At 60.5% G+C, this 15,579-nt stretch carries 8 protein-coding genes and 3 pseudogenes; 4 read left to right on the top strand and 7 right to left on the bottom strand.

Going from position 1 to position 15,579, the window contains the following annotated elements; all coding sequences use genetic code 11:
• Positions 1-6: 6 nt before the first annotated feature.
• Together G7066_RS17395 and glyA are read right to left on the bottom strand one after the other, a co-directional pair.
• A pseudogene (locus tag G7066_RS17395) lies at positions 7-1,223 on the bottom strand (sarcosine oxidase subunit beta family protein).
• Positions 1,223-2,556: pseudogene (gene glyA / locus G7066_RS05280) on the bottom strand (serine hydroxymethyltransferase). The pseudogenes G7066_RS17395 and glyA overlap by 1 nt, the downstream one beginning before the upstream one ends.
• A 91-nt stretch (positions 2,557-2,647) precedes the next feature.
• Here glyA and G7066_RS05275 point away from each other — a divergent pair.
• Together G7066_RS05275 and purU are read left to right on the top strand one after the other, a co-directional pair.
• A pseudogene (locus G7066_RS05275) lies at positions 2,648-3,306 on the top strand (GntR family transcriptional regulator).
• A 241-nt stretch (positions 3,307-3,547) separates the two neighbouring features.
• Entirely contained in the window at positions 3,548-4,420 is an 873-nt protein-coding gene (gene purU, locus G7066_RS05270; RefSeq protein ID WP_166329588.1) for a formyltetrahydrofolate deformylase, read from the top strand.
• A gap of 163 nt (positions 4,421-4,583) precedes the next feature.
• Here the strand turns inward: purU and G7066_RS05265 are convergent, their stop codons facing one another.
• Positions 4,584-6,251, bottom strand: coding sequence for an HNH endonuclease signature motif containing protein (locus G7066_RS05265; RefSeq protein ID WP_166329586.1), 1,668 nt, complete (start codon positions 6,249-6,251; stop codon positions 4,584-4,586).
• A gap of 138 nt (positions 6,252-6,389) precedes the next feature.
• Entirely contained in the window at positions 6,390-8,192 is a 1,803-nt protein-coding gene (locus G7066_RS05260) for a BCCT family transporter (protein WP_166329584.1), read from the bottom strand.
• Between the two features lie 586 nt (positions 8,193-8,778).
• Here G7066_RS05260 and G7066_RS05255 point away from each other — a divergent pair.
• A complete protein-coding gene (locus G7066_RS05255) occupies positions 8,779-10,749 on the top strand; it encodes a BCCT family transporter (RefSeq protein WP_166329582.1) in 1,971 nt (656 codons plus the stop codon).
• Here G7066_RS05255 and G7066_RS05250 read toward each other — a convergent pair.
• Positions 10,701-11,693: a formylglycine-generating enzyme family protein gene (locus G7066_RS05250; protein WP_244303304.1), complete on the bottom strand. Its 993-nt coding sequence runs from the start codon at positions 11,691-11,693 to the stop codon at positions 10,701-10,703. The genes G7066_RS05255 and G7066_RS05250 overlap by 49 nt on opposite strands.
• Before the next feature lie 74 nt (positions 11,694-11,767).
• Between G7066_RS05250 and betC the strand changes: the two genes are divergently transcribed.
• A complete protein-coding gene (gene betC / locus G7066_RS05245) occupies positions 11,768-13,312 on the top strand; it encodes a choline-sulfatase (RefSeq protein ID WP_166329578.1) in 1,545 nt (514 codons plus the stop codon).
• Here the strand turns inward: betC and G7066_RS05240 are convergent.
• Together G7066_RS05240 and G7066_RS05235 are read right to left on the bottom strand one after the other, a co-directional pair.
• Positions 13,282-13,887 (bottom strand): nucleoside/nucleotide kinase family protein, encoded by a 606-nt coding sequence (locus G7066_RS05240; protein WP_166329576.1) that lies wholly within the window; start codon positions 13,885-13,887, stop codon positions 13,282-13,284. The two genes, betC and G7066_RS05240, sit on opposite strands and share 31 nt — an antisense overlap.
• Positions 13,888-13,971: 84 nt before the next feature.
• On the bottom strand, positions 13,972-15,579 hold the full coding sequence (locus G7066_RS05235) for an ABC transporter permease (RefSeq protein ID WP_244303303.1): 1,608 nt from the start codon (positions 15,577-15,579) through the stop codon (positions 13,972-13,974).

The raw sequence follows: 15,579 nt of genomic DNA, 5'->3' as shown, positions 1-15,579 counted from the left end.
CTCGTATCAGTGGGCCACGGCCGCAGCACCGTGCTCATCAATCAGATGGCCGGTTTCAAATCGGTCGAGTGAGAATGGTGCGTTCAGCGGGTGGGCTTCTCCAGTAGCAATCGTGTGCGCGAAGGTGTACCCGGCACCGGGAGTGCCTTTAAATCCACCCGTGCCCCATCCGCAGTTCACAGACACCCCGTCAACGGGGGTGGTGGATACGATGGGCGACGCATCGAGAGTCACGTCAACGATTCCGCCCCAGGTTCGCAGCAGGTGAGCTCGCGCGAAGATTGGGAACAGCTCAACTGCTGCGGCCAACTGCTCTTCGATAACGTGAAACCCACCACGCTGGCCATAGCCGTTGTAGCTGTCAAGCCCGGCCCCCATCACGAGCTCCCCTTTGTGAGCCTGCGACACGTACACGTGTACGTGGTTTGACATAACAACGGTCGGGTGAACGGGCTCAAACAGCTCCGAAACAAGCGCCTGCAGGGGTGGGATTGGATCGGCAGCGCGAACCCAGCGAGTTTGGCAAGCATTGACGAGTGTCCAGCAGCGGCGAGCCCCACCCGGCGCGTCTCTATGAGCCCACGGGTCGTTTCGACCGCGGTGACCTGATCCCCCGACTTCACAAACCCTGTCACCTCACAGTTCTGAATAATGTCGACGCCCATCTCGTCACACTTGCGCGCGAACGCCCAGGCGACATGGTCGTGCTTCGCGATTCCTGCTCTGGGCTGGTACGTGGCCCCCATGACGGGGTAGCGCAGATCCTCGCTCGTATTGATAATCGGGCAGAGTTCTTTCACCTCAGCGGGTGTGAGCCACTCGGCGTCGACACCGTTTAGCACGTTCGCATTCACACGGCGCTGTGACTCGCGCACGTCTTGCAGGGTGTGTGCCAGGTTCATCACTCCACGCTGCGAGAACAAGAAGTCGTATTCGAGCTCTTCGGGCAGTTGCTCCCAGAGTTTCAGCGAGTGTTCGTAAATGGCGGCTGACTCGTTCCACAGGTAGTTCGAGCGAATAATCGTGGTGTTGCGTGCCATGTTGCCGCCGGCGAGCCAGCCACGCTCAAGCACGGCAATATTGGTCATGCCGTGGTTTTTGGCGAGATAATATGCGGTCGCGAGTCCGTGTCCACCACCACCAACGATGACCGCGTCGTAGCCCTGTTTTGGTTCGGGATTACGCCACAGAAAGTCCGGGTGCTCCGGCAACATGTCGGCCATCAGCGCGCACCTGCCAGTTCAAGGTTGGGATACAGCGGGTGTGCCATTGCGAGCGCAGACACCCGTAGGCGCAATCGGTCAAGCGCCTCAGGATCAGGCCCGCCGGGCTCTGTCCCCTCAATCAGAGCCTCGGCGATCACATCGGCCACCTCAGCAAACGCGTCGGATCCGAAACCCCTCGTTGCGAGTGCCGGGGTGCCAATGCGAAGCCCCGAGGTCACCATTGGTGGCCTCGGATCAAACGGAACAGCGTTGCGATTCACGGTGATTCCGACGGAGGCAAGCAAGTCCTCAGCGGCCTGTCCATCCAGGGGTGAATTGCGCAGATCAACAAGCACAAGATGCACGTCGGTACCACCGGTTAAAACGGCGATGCCTCGCTCTTCGACGTCAAGCCCCGAGAGCCGGTCGGCCAACACGCGTGCGCCCGCGAGCGTTCGCTCCTGCCGCTGCTGAAACTCTTCGCTCGCCGCAACTTTGAACGAGACCGCTTTGCCAGCAATAACGTGTTCGAGTGGCCCGCCCTGCTGACCAGGAAACACCGCGGAGTCAATCTTCTTGGCAATTTCGGCATCGTTGCTCAAAATAATGCCACCGCGAGGACCACCCAAGGTTTTGTGTGTGGTCGATGTGGTGACGTGAGCATGCGGAACCGGACTGGGGTGCAGCCCCGCAGCCACAAGCCCAGCAAAATGTGCCATGTCGACCATCAGGTACGCACCAACGGCGTCCGCGATGCGCCGGAAGCGCTCAAAGTCGAGTTGCCGCGAGTAAGCAGACCAGCCCGCAACGATGAGCTGGGGCGATGCTCATGTGCAAGCCGCTCTACCTCAGCCATGTCGACCAGGTAGGTTTTGGGATCAACCCCGTAGGGAACAATGTTGTATAGCCTGCCCGAGAAGTTAATCTTCATGCCGTGAGTAAGGTGTCCGCCGTGCGCAAGGTTCAGGCCCAGCACGGTGTCACCGGGACGAATCAGGGCGTGCATCACCGCGGCGTTTGCCTGGGCTCCCGAGTGGGGCTGCACGTTTGCATACTGCGAACCAAAGAGCGAGTTGATCCGATCCCGAGCAATGGTCTCGATCTCGTCCACGTGCTCGCACCCGCCGTAGTAACGCTTTCCGGGATACCCCTCCGCATACTTGTTTGTGAGAACGGAACCCTGCGCCTGCATGACCGCGTAGGAAGTGTGGTTCTCAGAGGCGATCATTTCGAGGCCCTCCCGCTGCCTCGCAAGCTCGGCATCAATGTGCCTCGCAATCTGTGGGTCGAGTTGCGCGAGCTGCGTGTTCAGCGCGACCGGGGCAGTGCTTTCGAACGTCGCTAACTTCATCATTGAGAATCTCCTTCGACTCTAAACTTTAATCGACAACTAATATATCACGATCATACTTGTATGCTTGTGCCAACACAAGAGGATACAGATGGACACAACAATCAGCACCAGCACACCCGAGGCGTCAAAAGCAAGCAGGGCGTACGAAACCCTCCGCCATCGCCTCATCATGCTCGACATTGCCCGGGCGATGCAATCAACGAAGTGTCCCTCGTAACAGAACTCGGGATCGGCCGCACCCCCATTCGCGAGGCACTCAAACGGCTGGAAAACAACCACCTCGTTGTCTCATACCCACGCCGAGGCACCTACGCCGCAAACGTCGACATCACAGACCTCGCCATGATCTCCGAGGTGCGAGTCACTCTTGAACCACTCGCCGCAAGGAAGGCAGCCCGGCAGAGTGGTGGCCCACTCAGGTCCCAGTTTTACGACGCCATAACTGAACTACAAAACTTACACCCCAAAGACAATCTGCGACGTCTTCTTGAGCACGACCTCGAAGTACACCGCCTCATTTACCGCGCCGCAAACAACCACCATCTCGCCGAGACGCTCGTGCGGCTGGACGATCTCGCCACGCGCATTTGGTGCCTCGTGCGGGATCGCATTCCCGAAATCTCAAACCACATTCGCGAACACATCGACCTCATGCAGTCCATATTGGACGGCGATGAGGATCGCGCCGCCGCCCTGGCAGCAGAACACGTTCGCCACTTTGAGGCGACCGTGCGCTCGGCACTGTAGCGCTCGGCACTGTAATACTCAGCGCCGCAGCACCGCGATACTCAGCACCACAGCGCTCAACTCAACCGCGAGACCAGACTTCTGCACCGAGTGCGATAGTCCACTCAAAATAGTTATCCGGGTGGCTTGCGAGAACTCCCCGTCGAAGTTACCATCGAGTTAACCTGATATATCAATTGCCTACTATGATTCAAGGTTGAGTTGCAGTGGGCATCCTGATGCTCACAAGAAAGGTGGCCTTGTGTCTCCCCACAACTCAGACAGTGAGTATGTTCTCACTTTCAGCTGCCCGCAAGAAGCTGGCATTGTTCACTCAATCACGGGGATCCTGGTGTCGCACGGAGGCGACATCATCGACCTCAGGCAGTTCGACGACCAAATCACCGGTCACTTTTTCTTTCGGGCAAAGTTCTGCCTCACAGACGCCGCAGAGGGCACCGTAGACGCCCTCCGCAGCGACATGACGGCACTAGCCAAGACGCTGGATGCCGAGTGGTTGCTGCGCTCGAACCAGAGCAAACAGCAAGTGCTGGTGATGGTTTCAAAGTTTGAGCACTGCCTCAACGACCTCCTATTTCGCACCCGAGTCGGCGAGATTCCAGCCGAGATAGTCGCGGTCGTGTCAAACCACCCTGATCACCGCCAGCTGGTCGAGTGGCACGGGATCCCGTTCTTCCACATCCCCATCACCGCAGACACCAAACCCGAGGCCGAGAAAAAGCTGCTTGAAATTGCTGATCGCTTCGAGGTTGACCTGGTGGTTCTCGCTCGATACATGCAAATCCTTTCAGACGATCTCTCGCGAGAGCTCACCGGGCGCGCGATCAACATTCATCATTCCTTCCTGCCATCTTTCAAGGGGGCAAAGCCGTATCACCAGGCATGGGAACGTGGCGTGAAGACCGTTGGCGCAACGGCTCATTACGTGAATCACGAACTCGACGAGGGTCCGATCATTGCGCAGCAGGTGCAGGCCGTTGACCACGCACTGAGCCCCGAAGACCTCGTGGCCATCGGGCGCGACTCAGAATGCAAAGCACTCGCGGACGCCGTGAAGTGGCACTGCGAGTCCCGTGTCTTTCTCAACCGTAACCGCACGGTGGTGTTGCGCTAAGGGGTATCGCAGCCGCCCTTGTGACGTGCTGCACCGGGAACGGCATACAGCACCGGGAACGGCATACAGCACCGGGAACGGCGTGGCAGCGAGAGCAACACGACACCGCGGCGTTTCGTGGCACCGCGAATGTCGCAGCACACGTGTGCGTCGGCTTTTATTGTTACGCGGCGAGTGGGAGCGGTGGCTCCCACCATCGTGCGGGTGGCGAGGTACCCCTTGGCCATAGGTATCGGCGCACTAGACCCCGTGGCAGCACCGTCTGCTGACCGTCTGCTGCGTGCAGCACAAACTCAGCCGTCCCCTCACGCGTGATTCGCCACCCACGCCGATGAAGCTGCATGTGGTGGAACCGACACAGCAGAATGCCCCGGTCAACATCTGTTCGCCCGTGGTGCTCATCCCACGGATCAATGTGATGAGCTTCGCAATATGACGCCGGTCTATCGCACTCTATCCATCTACATCCACCATCACGAACGGCGAGCGCGATCCGTTGCTTCGTTGTGTATAGTCGTGCGCTCCGTCCCATGTTTAGCGGATTACCGCTGCGGTCCGTGGTTACGGTCACCGTTCCCACTGTGCAGGCCTGCTGTTTTGCAACCCATCCCGGCACGATCCGAGCGCCGTCCTCGACGCACGAAGGACCAGCAAAACTATCTCTCCGACGGGTATTGTTTCCGTTGTCAGGCCCGCCCTCATGCCCTGGCTCGGGACCGGGATTTTCACCGATGATCCCTGGGATACCTCCGCTGTCGGGAAGAATCTGCACTAAACGAACCCCCGGCTGTCGCACCCCAAATACGGTTTCTGTGTCGGCGAGCGTTCCGGAGCGCACAATATCAATAAGCAAATCAAACGCGAGCTGCTCGTTTGATCGCGGGTCCGCAATCAACGTGTTCGCGCGTGCCCGCTCCGCCGGGTCCACAAATCGCGGGCCGCCACGTCTCGGACGCATCGCCGCATCAATCGTTGCGCGCAACCACTCAGCGGAAAGGTCGTCACACACCAAACTACAGCGGGTCAGACCGTCGCGGTCCGTCCACATACGAAACGATCTCGACTCAAACCGTCGCATAAAACGTGCGTCAGCTCCGACAGGATCTAGAAGGTCACGCACGCACCTGGCCGACCTCGCCAGCTCTTCAACCGTGACCCGCCCGGCTTCGACTATCAGCTCTTCCGCCGCCAGCGTCCACGCAGCGTGGGTGGCCGCGTCACACACAACAGCATGTTGTGCGGTTGGGCTTGGCGCTGCGGCTGGTTGCCCGAGCCCGCGAGCGATCACATCATGTTGGGCAGTTGTGATGGCGCCTGAGAGCAGCGCACGCCCGAGTGGCGCATGCCACGGCAGACCTCGCTCGCCGGTTCCCTGCTCATGTAGCCCCGCAGAACCGCCGGACCCGCCAGCATCGGTAACCGGTATGTCGCCGACACCGTCACCCTCTATGACAGACAAGACAGTCTCGGAGGGATGACCGCTACCTACAGTGTCGTAGAGCGATTCACCGACACGGACTTGACGAAACGCCTCCGCACGGCTCACACCGCCTACTTGCTGCACGAGTGAGGCCGCATTTCGATATCCCCGAGATTGCGCCAACCCCGCATGGCCAGTCGGTCTTGCCGAACGCTGAGCGATGATCCCAATCGCGGCAGTTCGCACCCGCTCAACTGTCTGCTCCAGGTCCGAAGCAGCTTCCAGTAGTGCAAACACCGCGACATCATCAAGACGCGCGACTGCCGCTGGGAGATCAGATGGGTCAGCGAGTTCACCCACAAGATCACGGATGCTTTGAACCCGTGTCGCGATCTTGGTGAAGAACTCCATGCCAACAATTTTTCCATCGAGCCACAGAAACGCCTAGGGATAACTCGACCAATATCAGCCATTTTTCGCGCCTGTGAGCGAAGCAAAGTCAGCAGGTGTTACTTCCAGTGCAGAGGACCGAAGATCGGCCCTGCCCGTTCAGTCGCCTCGGCTGCCCTCAGTCTCGCTAGTGAGATCCTCGTCGTCGGGAAGATCATCAGGAACGATAATGGTGATTTCCTGCGTGGAGAGCGAGAACGAACCCGTGTGGGTGTCGATAGCATTCGCCACCGATTCTTCAAGCAGCTTCGAGGCAAGCTCCCCCTGCATCACCAGTGGGTCTCGCGACAGATCTTTCCAGAGTGCCACGCAGAGCAGGATCATCACAACAACAAACGGCAGCGCCGAAACAATCGTGATGTTCTTCAACCCGTTCAGGGCTTCTGAGGGATCGTCACCACCGGCGAGCAGCATAATCGCGGCCACAGCACCCGTCGCAACACCCCAGAAAATAATGGAACGCTTACGCGGATCTTCAGCACCGTTCTCGGAGAGCGCGCCCATCACGATGGAGGCCGAGTCGGCTCCGGTCACAAAGAAGATGGCAATCAGAATGACCGTGAGAACAATCAACACAATGTTAATGACGCTCGGCACCGGCAGCGAATTGAGCAGGTCAAACAGTGCCGTATCAAAGTTAATCTGGGGAGCACCATCAACCATTTTCACGAGCGGGTTTCCTTCCCCTCGCTCAGCTGCCTTCTGCACGCCAATTGCGCCGCCGCCAAAAATGGAGAACCACAGCAGAGACACTACTGACGGTACAAACAGCACTCCAACAACAAACTGGCGGATCGTGCGTCCCCGTGAAATACGCGCGATAAACATGCCAACAAAGGGCGCCCAAGACACCCACCATGCCCAGTAAAATACCGTCCACCCCGACAGCCATGCGGACACATCGTCATCGCCCACCCCAGCGGTTCGAGATGCCATTTGCGGAAGATTCTCGATGAACGCACCAATAGACGTCGGAATCACGTTCAAAATGAAGAGTGTGGGTCCCACAACAAACACAACAACGGCAAGCAGCACGGCCAACACCATGTTTGCGTTCGAGAGCCACTGAATTCCACGCTCAATACCCGACACCGCTGAAGCCACAAAAGCGGAGGTGAGCACCGCAATAACGATGACAAGAAGTGGCGTCGTCACCTGTTCGACAACTCCCGCAGACTGGATACCGCCGCCAATCTGTAGCGCACCCAGGCCGAGCGAACACGCGGAGCCAAACAGGGTGGCCAGAATGGCAAGAATATTGATAAATCGCCCTCCAGCACCGTTCACAACCCGCTCACCAAACAGCGAGGTGAACATCGACGAAAAGAGGAGCGACCGACGCAAACGAAAGGTACTGTAGGCCACACCAAGACCGACGATCGCATACATGGCCCACGGAAAAAGCGTCCAGTGGAACAGGGTCTGTCCCATCGCAACGTTCAGCGCCTCAGCGGACTCCGCGTCAACCGTGTTCGGCGGCGGCGACATGTAGAAAAAGAGCGGCTCGCCCACCCCGTAAAACACGAGGCCGATACCCATTCCCGTCGCAAACATCATCGCGATCCACGACGAGGTTTTGAACTGCGGTTTTTCGCCGTCTTTTCCGAGCGGGATCCGCCCAAACTTACTCAGTGCTACAACAATGATAAACGTCGTAAACAGTGCCGCAGCCACCACAAAGAGCCAGCCGAAGTTATCCATCGTGCCAGCGAGCAGCTGTGATGCGACCTCGCCGAGGCCGTGGGGAGAAACAAACCCCCAAATCACAAATCCGACGACAGCCGCACCTGCGATCCCAAACACAATGAAGTCCGTGCCTTTGCGATGCTTGGTGGCGTTCTGCTGCGGACGTCCACGCAGATAGTCGATGAACTCTTGTGTTGTCTGTGGGCGTTTACTCATGTCAACGATTGCCGTCGTTTCCGGGCGAGCCTCGGTCAGTCTGGCTTTCCTTCCTCGCTCCTGCGGTAGGCACCGGCAGTCATAATGATCACTCCACTGTGATGTATTATTCATATATCTGCTGGCTTGTGAAAACCCTAACCACTCTCGAACCACTTGGCAAGCAGGCGTGTGGGATCGCAGCTCCAACTGACGACGCCATCTGCGATGCTATCCGCAGTCTGAGAAACATCTATTGACACCGTCACTGCTATCGGGCTACTCTCCGAAGGCATGACCTCCCTCACCAAGTGCTTTCTCGCGAACCCCGCCTCGGGGTACGAGAATGATTCCTGGGACGGCGATGCGATCGGATGGTGGGGCGGCGAGCCCTGACCCCGGGGCCACATCTTGACCAACAAGACCTGTATGACACCTGTGTCAGTGTTGACACGGACTCACCCGCGACCAGTTCGCCCCATATTTTAGACCCCATTTTCAGTCTCGATCTTGCCCGCGCTCAACAGTGCAGTTTTGCGCACCACAGTTTTACGCACCGCAGTTCTGCACACGCGAAGATCGGACACCCCTGAGAGGGCGTTTCCTCATGCTCGAAGAACCCAAAAACACTCAGAAATCGCCAAAACCAAAGAAACCAAAGAAAAGCCGCGAGCTCGGCAGCCTCGACTACAGGCTCCCCAAGTACCCGCACGACACCCATCCGATCCTTGTGCCCGGCATTGCGATCGACGAGCAGCGTCGCCGCTACCGCGTCGACAAACTCGTCTTCGCAATTGCTGGCTCCCTCACCGTCGCGTTTGTGATCTGGGGTGTCGCCTCACCCGACAGCGTCGCGGCGGTGTCACAGACCGCGTTTAACTGGTCAACGAACAACCTCGGGTGGATGTTCAACGCTGTTGCCATTGTGGTGCTCATTGCCCTGCTCGGCCTCGCCTTCTCAAAGTACGGCAAGATCCCCCTCGGCAAAGACGGCGACAAACCCGAGTTCAGCACGTTCTCGTGGACGGCGATGCTGTTCGCGGCGGGCCTCGGCGTGGCGGTGCTGTTCTGGGGCCCTTCTGAACCGCTCGGGTATTTCATCTCACCGCCCCCGCTCACCCACGAGCCCGAAACCGTCGAGGCGATGCACGGGGCCCTCGCCCAGATGTACTACCACTGGGGGTTTCACGCCTGGGCCATCTACGCACTCGTGGGCGGGGCCGTCGCCTACGCCGCGTACCGCCGCGGGCGTTCCCTACTCATGTCGTCGATCTTTCGCAGGCTCTTCGGCCAGCGCCTCACCGACGGCTTCGCCGGCAAACTGGTCGATGTGTTCGCAATCATCGCGACTCTGTTTGGTACCGCCGCCGCGCTCGGGATCGCCGCCATGCAGATTGGCACGGGCGTGAGTATTGTGTCGGGCGCCGACGAGCTGACCAACAATGCGCTCGTCGTAATTATCGCGGTTCTCACCATCGGTTTTGTGATCTCGGCGGTTTCGGGGGTCGCGCGCGGCATCCGCTATCTCTCAAGCCTGAACATCATTCTGACCCTCGGCATGATCGCCATCGTGTTGTTTCTCGGCCCCACACTCTTCCTCATGAATCTGCTGCCCTCTGCGATCATGGAATACCTCGGAACGATGTTCGCCATGATGGGCCGCTCGCTCTCGTGGGGTGCAGAAACGCAAGACTTTCAGTCGGCGTGGACCGTCTACTACTGGGCCTGGTGGATCTCGTGGTCACCGTTCGTCGGCATCTTCATCGCACGAATCTCACGCGGGCGAAGCATTCGTCAGTTCATTCTCGGCACGATCCTGATCCCATCTTCGCTGCTCTTTGTGGCGTACGGCATTATGGGCGGCACCGCGATCTGGATGTACCGCGAGGGCAGCCCAGGCTTCTCAAACGAGATGGCGCTGCAGGAGGTGCTGTTTGCGATGATCTGCAACCTGCCCTACGTGGAGTGGCTACCGTATGTTGTGCTGGGTGTGCTCGCCATCTTCTTCATCACCGCCGCAGACTCCGCGTCGGTGGTCATGGGGATGCTGACGACGCAGGGTGATCAGGAACCCCGCAAGTGGGTGGTGGTGTTCTGGGGCCTCGTGATGTCTGGGATCGCGATCGTCATGCTCTTGCTCGGTGACGGCAAGGCGCTGGCGGGGCTGCAGCAACTCGTGATCGTGACTGCCGTGCCGTTCGCGATCGTACTGATCCTCGCGATTGTTGCGTGGTTTCGCGAGTTACGCACCGATCCGCTCGTGCTGCGTATGCAGTACGCAGAGAAGGCCATGAACGATGCTGTTGTGCAGGGCGTTGACCGCTACGGAGACGATTTTTCACTCAAGGTCGCTCGAGCGAAACCGGGGTGTGGTGCCGGGGCCGATGTTGACTCGGAGAGCGTCGTTTACACCGAGTGGTACCAGCGCACCAACGAGGCGGGCGAGCCGGTCGATTACAGCTTTGAAACCGGCGAGTGGGCTGACGGCTACGATCCGGCCACTGGTGAGATTTCGGCGATCACCCCGGATCAGCTTGCGTCCGCAGAGCGCGCGGAGGAAGGAGCCGAAGAACGATGAAGCGCCAGGCGAAAACCCGCGTGCCCGAGCGAGGTGTCCGCGGTAACCGCAGTGCGGGCCGAGGTACGGTAGCGGCGGCAGTACGAGGCGTGGCAAAGGTAGGATCCGCCGCGCATCACAGGGCGGTCGTCGCTCGCGCTGAACACCCCCGTGGTCCATTCCCAGACGTTACCCGTCGTGTTGTAGAGCCCGTAACCGTTCGGTGCGAAGGCGTCCGCCGCAACCGTACCAACGGGCGCGGTGGGGGCATCGGGAAAGCGCCCGACGAAGGTGTTCATGCGCGGCACGCCGTCTGGCTCTCGCTCGGTACCCCAAGGAAACGGCTGCTGATCCAAACCCCCTCGCGACGCGAACTCCCACTCAGCCTCGGTTGGCAAGCGTGCGCCCACCCACTCGGCGTAGGCCACAGCATCTCGCTGCGATACCTGGGTGACGGGGTGGTGAGTGCGGTGTTCGGCAGTGGATCCGGGTCCTTCGGGGTGGTGCCAACTTGCACCCGCGATCTGGTGCCACCACGGGGTCGCCGCAACCCGCGGGGTGTGTGCACGCAGCTCTTCGGGCAGCAGGCCACCGAACACCAGGGCATTGCCGAAGCGTTCAGCGTCGGTGACGTAGCCGGTGTCGAGCACAAACACCGCAAAGTCAGCGATCGTGACGGTGGTGGCCGCGATTGCAAACGGTTGCAGGGTCACAGTTCTGACCGGCCCCTCACCATCTTCGGGGTACGCGAGTGCGTCGTCACTGCCCATGCGGAAGGCCCCACCGGGCAACTCGACCAGGCGCAGTTCACCGCTCGCAGCGGCCGCGAGGCGCTGCAGCGTTTCGGGGTCAAGAGCAGTCCCGAGGTCAAGAGACGCACCGCGATCCTGGCTCGCTGCCCGATCCGCCGCTGCAGCCGAGAACCCTGCCGCGGCCAGTTCACCCTCGGTACCACGCCCCGCCACACCATCTCTTGCGGGCCCACAACATCCCATAACAACCCCTTTGTTCGTTCCGCTCCACACCGAAAGGGTGCATCATGACACAAAACCGACCCAACATCATTGTGATCCAGGCCGACCAGATGGCCCCGCAGGCGCTCGGCGCATACGGGAATCGGGCGGCGAAGACCCCGCACATCGACGCCCTCGCTGAAGAGGGTGCGGTGTTCGATCGCGCCTACTGTAACACTCCCCTGTGTGCGCCGTCACGCGCATCGATGATGACCGGGCGGCTGCCCTCTGAAATTGGCTGCTACGACAATGGCGATGACTTCGCCGCGTCCGAGCCAACGTTCGCGCACCGTCTGCGCGCGGCGGGCTACCACACCGCACTCATAGGGCGCATGCACTTCATCGGCCCTGACCAAAAGCACGGCTTCGAGGAACGGCTCACCACCGACGTGTATCCGGCCGACCTCGACATGGTGCCTGATTGGACCCTTCCGCTTGACCAGCGACTGCAGTGGTACCACGACGCAGACACCGTGTTCACGGCTGGCACCTCACACGCCACGGTGCAGCAGGACTTTGACGACGAGGTTGGGTTTCGTACACTGCGTCACCTGAACGATCGGGTGCGAGCGAACCAGGCCGCGGGCGAAGAGCTGCCATTTCTGATGGTCACCTCGTTCATTCATCCGCACGACCCCTACGAACCGCCGCGCGAGCACTGGGATCGTTTTGAGGGGGTTGAGATTCCCGATCCTGCGCACCCTGAGGTGCCCGACGCGGCAGCGGATCCGCACACGCACCGCCTGCGGGCCATGAGCGGCTTCGACGTGCGCGACCCGAGCAACGACGAGGTGCGCCGGGCAAGGCGGGCCTACTACGCCTCGGTGAGCTACATCGACGACCACATTGGCCGCATTCGCGAGCGGCTCGAACAGCTCGGTCTCGCCAAAAACACCGTGATTATTGTGACGAGCGACCACGGCGACATGCTCGGTGAGAAGGGTCTCTGGTACAAGATGTCGCCTTATGAGCAGTCGTCGCGGGTGCCGATGATTGCGCACGGGCCATCGCAGTTTGTACCTCGCGGGCGTTTTGTGAGCACCGTGTGTCTGCTCGATCTCATGCCGACGCTGCTTGAAATTGCCGGGGTGCCCAGCCCGGGTGACCCCGATGCGTTGGGTGTCTCACTGCTTGAAACCGCCCGCCGCGAGCGCGCCGGTGAGGCACGCGCCGAAGACCGCGACATTGTGATCGAGTATCTTGCCGAGGGAACCTATCGTCCGCAGCTCACCCTCGTGCGCGGAAACCTGAAGTTTGTGTACTGCCCCGGCGATCCCGAACAGCTGTTTGACCTTGCGGTCGACCCCCACGAGCTAGAGAACCGCGCGGCCGACGCGGGGTATGCGGCGGTGGTTCAGGATCTGCGCGCGACGCTGGATGCCCGCTACGATCTCGGCGCCCTTGAGTCGGGTGTGCTTGCGAGCCAAGCAAGTCGCCGTCTTGTTGCTGAGGCACTGCAGACCGGGCGGGTGCAGCACTGGGACTACAACCCCGGGCCGGAACAGCGCTACGTGCGCGGCGACTTTTGGAGTGCACTCAGCTACGGCAAGATTGCGGATCCTGTGTCGTAGGCGGGGCTCTGGAGCACACGGTCAACCAGCAACTCCGGCTGAGTACGCGCAAACAGCGCTTCCTCCTGCGCCGCCCAGCGTTCCCAGTGAGGACGGAACATCTCGCCGTCACGGGCGAGCGCGCGGGATCGTCGCACTTCAGCTGGCACGTCGAGCCACACGCTGAACACGATCCCGCGCCCCGTTCGTTCTGCCCACGCGGTGGCCGCGGCGATGCTCTCGCGGGTCACCGCCCCGCAGCCTTCCACAACGAGCACCGGGATGGCGTCGACACGATCCGCTCGCGGGGCCGACGAGTCAGCCACAAGTTCAACCCACTCCGCAAACTCACCCCGCACCCAGTCATATCGCTGATACCGTCCGGTCGCGAGGACTTCGGCGACGGCACGGGATCCCTCGGCAAGCCCGTCCCACCCTGGGTAAAGATCCTCAACACACAACTGCTGCACCGCACGCCCCTGAGCCTGTAGGTGGCCCACGAGCTGCGCGGCAAGGGAGGTCTTGCCCGATCCCGAACGACCATCAATGAGCACCACGTCGGCGGACTCGAGGTCAGAAACCAACTCAGACAACATCTCCTCCAACACTAAAACTCCCCCGAAACTCAGCCCCAACTCGATCTACCCGCAGGCGATCTGCCACCACCATCACAGATGCCGTCAGTGTTCCCAGCAGCACGGCCCCGCAAGCCCGGCCCCGTAACTCCCCGGCGCCTGGTGCCCGATCAGCTGAGCGATCACCACGGGCAGGGTCTGCTCCCCCGGGCGCACCAAAAACGAGGTCGCCCCAAACTCGCCGAGTGAAGAAGCAAACGCAAAGCCGAGGGCTAACCCCGCCGAGCGCCCCACCATCGGCAAATCGATCGTCTGCAACACCGCAAACGGAGAGGCTCCCAACGAGGTCGCAGCGAATCGCAGTCTCTGATCAATCGACCGCAGCACCGGCAATAACGTACGCACCACCAGAGGTAGGGCCACAAGCGCCTGCGCAATCGGAATAAGCACAACAGAGGTTCGCAGGTCGAAGCCGACACCGAGCGGTTTGTTCATCGTGAGCAACAACCCAAAACCGAGCGTCACGGCCGAGACTCCGAGCGGCAGCATCACAAGACCATCAAACAGTGACATGCCTCGGCGCAGCATCGCCGAACCGGGTCGGCGCGACAGCACCAGGGCAATCAACACACCCAGAATCATCGCAATCGCCGCCGCCACACACGAAATGCGCAGCGACAGCCAGATCGCTTCGAGAGCCGTCCCATCAATCGGCAGATCGGCAGCCGAAAACAGCGCAACATAATTGCCGAGCCCCCAGGTTCCATCGGCCCCCCGCAGCGACCGCCCAAGCAGGGTCAGGATCGGCAACGCGTGCAATATGAGAACCGTCGCGCCAAACACCGCGAGTGCTGGCAGATCCGCAACACCCGGTCGTTTGTCCCGTTGCCCCCGCGGAGCCTCTGCGCGCAATTCAACCGCACGCTCCCCTGAGCTTCGCAAGCGCGCGGACACCGTGAGTGCGAGCCCCACAATCACAAACTGTGCGAGCGAGAGCACCGCCGCCGAGCGCAGATCAAGAAACTGCACGGTAAGCCGGTAGATTTCGGTTTCGACGTTCGCGAACTCGCGTCCGCCGAGAATCAGCACGATCCCAAACGAGGTTGAACTAAAGAGAAACACAAGAGCCGCAGCCGATGCCAATGCAGGAACGAGGCCGGGCAACGTCACGGTGAGCCAGGCGCGCACACGCCCTGCGCCCATCACCCTGGCCGCCATCGCCGCACTGTCATCGAGCCGAGCCCAGAAGCCCCCAACTGTGCGCACCACGACGGTGACGTTAAAGAAGGCAAGCGCCAGCACAATGCCAACAAAACTGCGATCGAGGCCGAGCCACTCAAGTGGGCCACCCGGACCCAACAACGCCGTAAACGCGGTGCCAACAACAACGGTAGGTAGCACAAACGGCACGGTCAGAAAACCTCGCAAAACGGCGCGACCCGGAAAATCAAGCCGGTATAGCACATAGGCTGCGGGCAATCCCAAAAGCAGTGATATGACGGTGGAGCCAACAGTCTGCAGGATCGTCTGCCCGATCACCTGCCAAGTGCGGGGGTCGCCGAACACTTCTGGGATCCCGCTCAGATCAAGGCGACCTTCACTGGCAAACCCCGTTGCGACCAGCGAAAAAACCGGCCACACAAAAAACAGCAGTATGAAGCCGAGCGGCAGCAGGGTGGCGAACGTCCACCCGAGCCACCGCCCGGCGTGCAT

This window comes from Leucobacter coleopterorum, from assembly GCF_011382985.1.
GTDB lineage: Bacteria > Actinomycetota > Actinomycetes > Actinomycetales > Microbacteriaceae > Leucobacter > Leucobacter coleopterorum.
The sequence above is the reverse complement of the archived record's forward strand: the minus strand, read 5'-3'. Positions and strand labels throughout refer to the sequence as shown.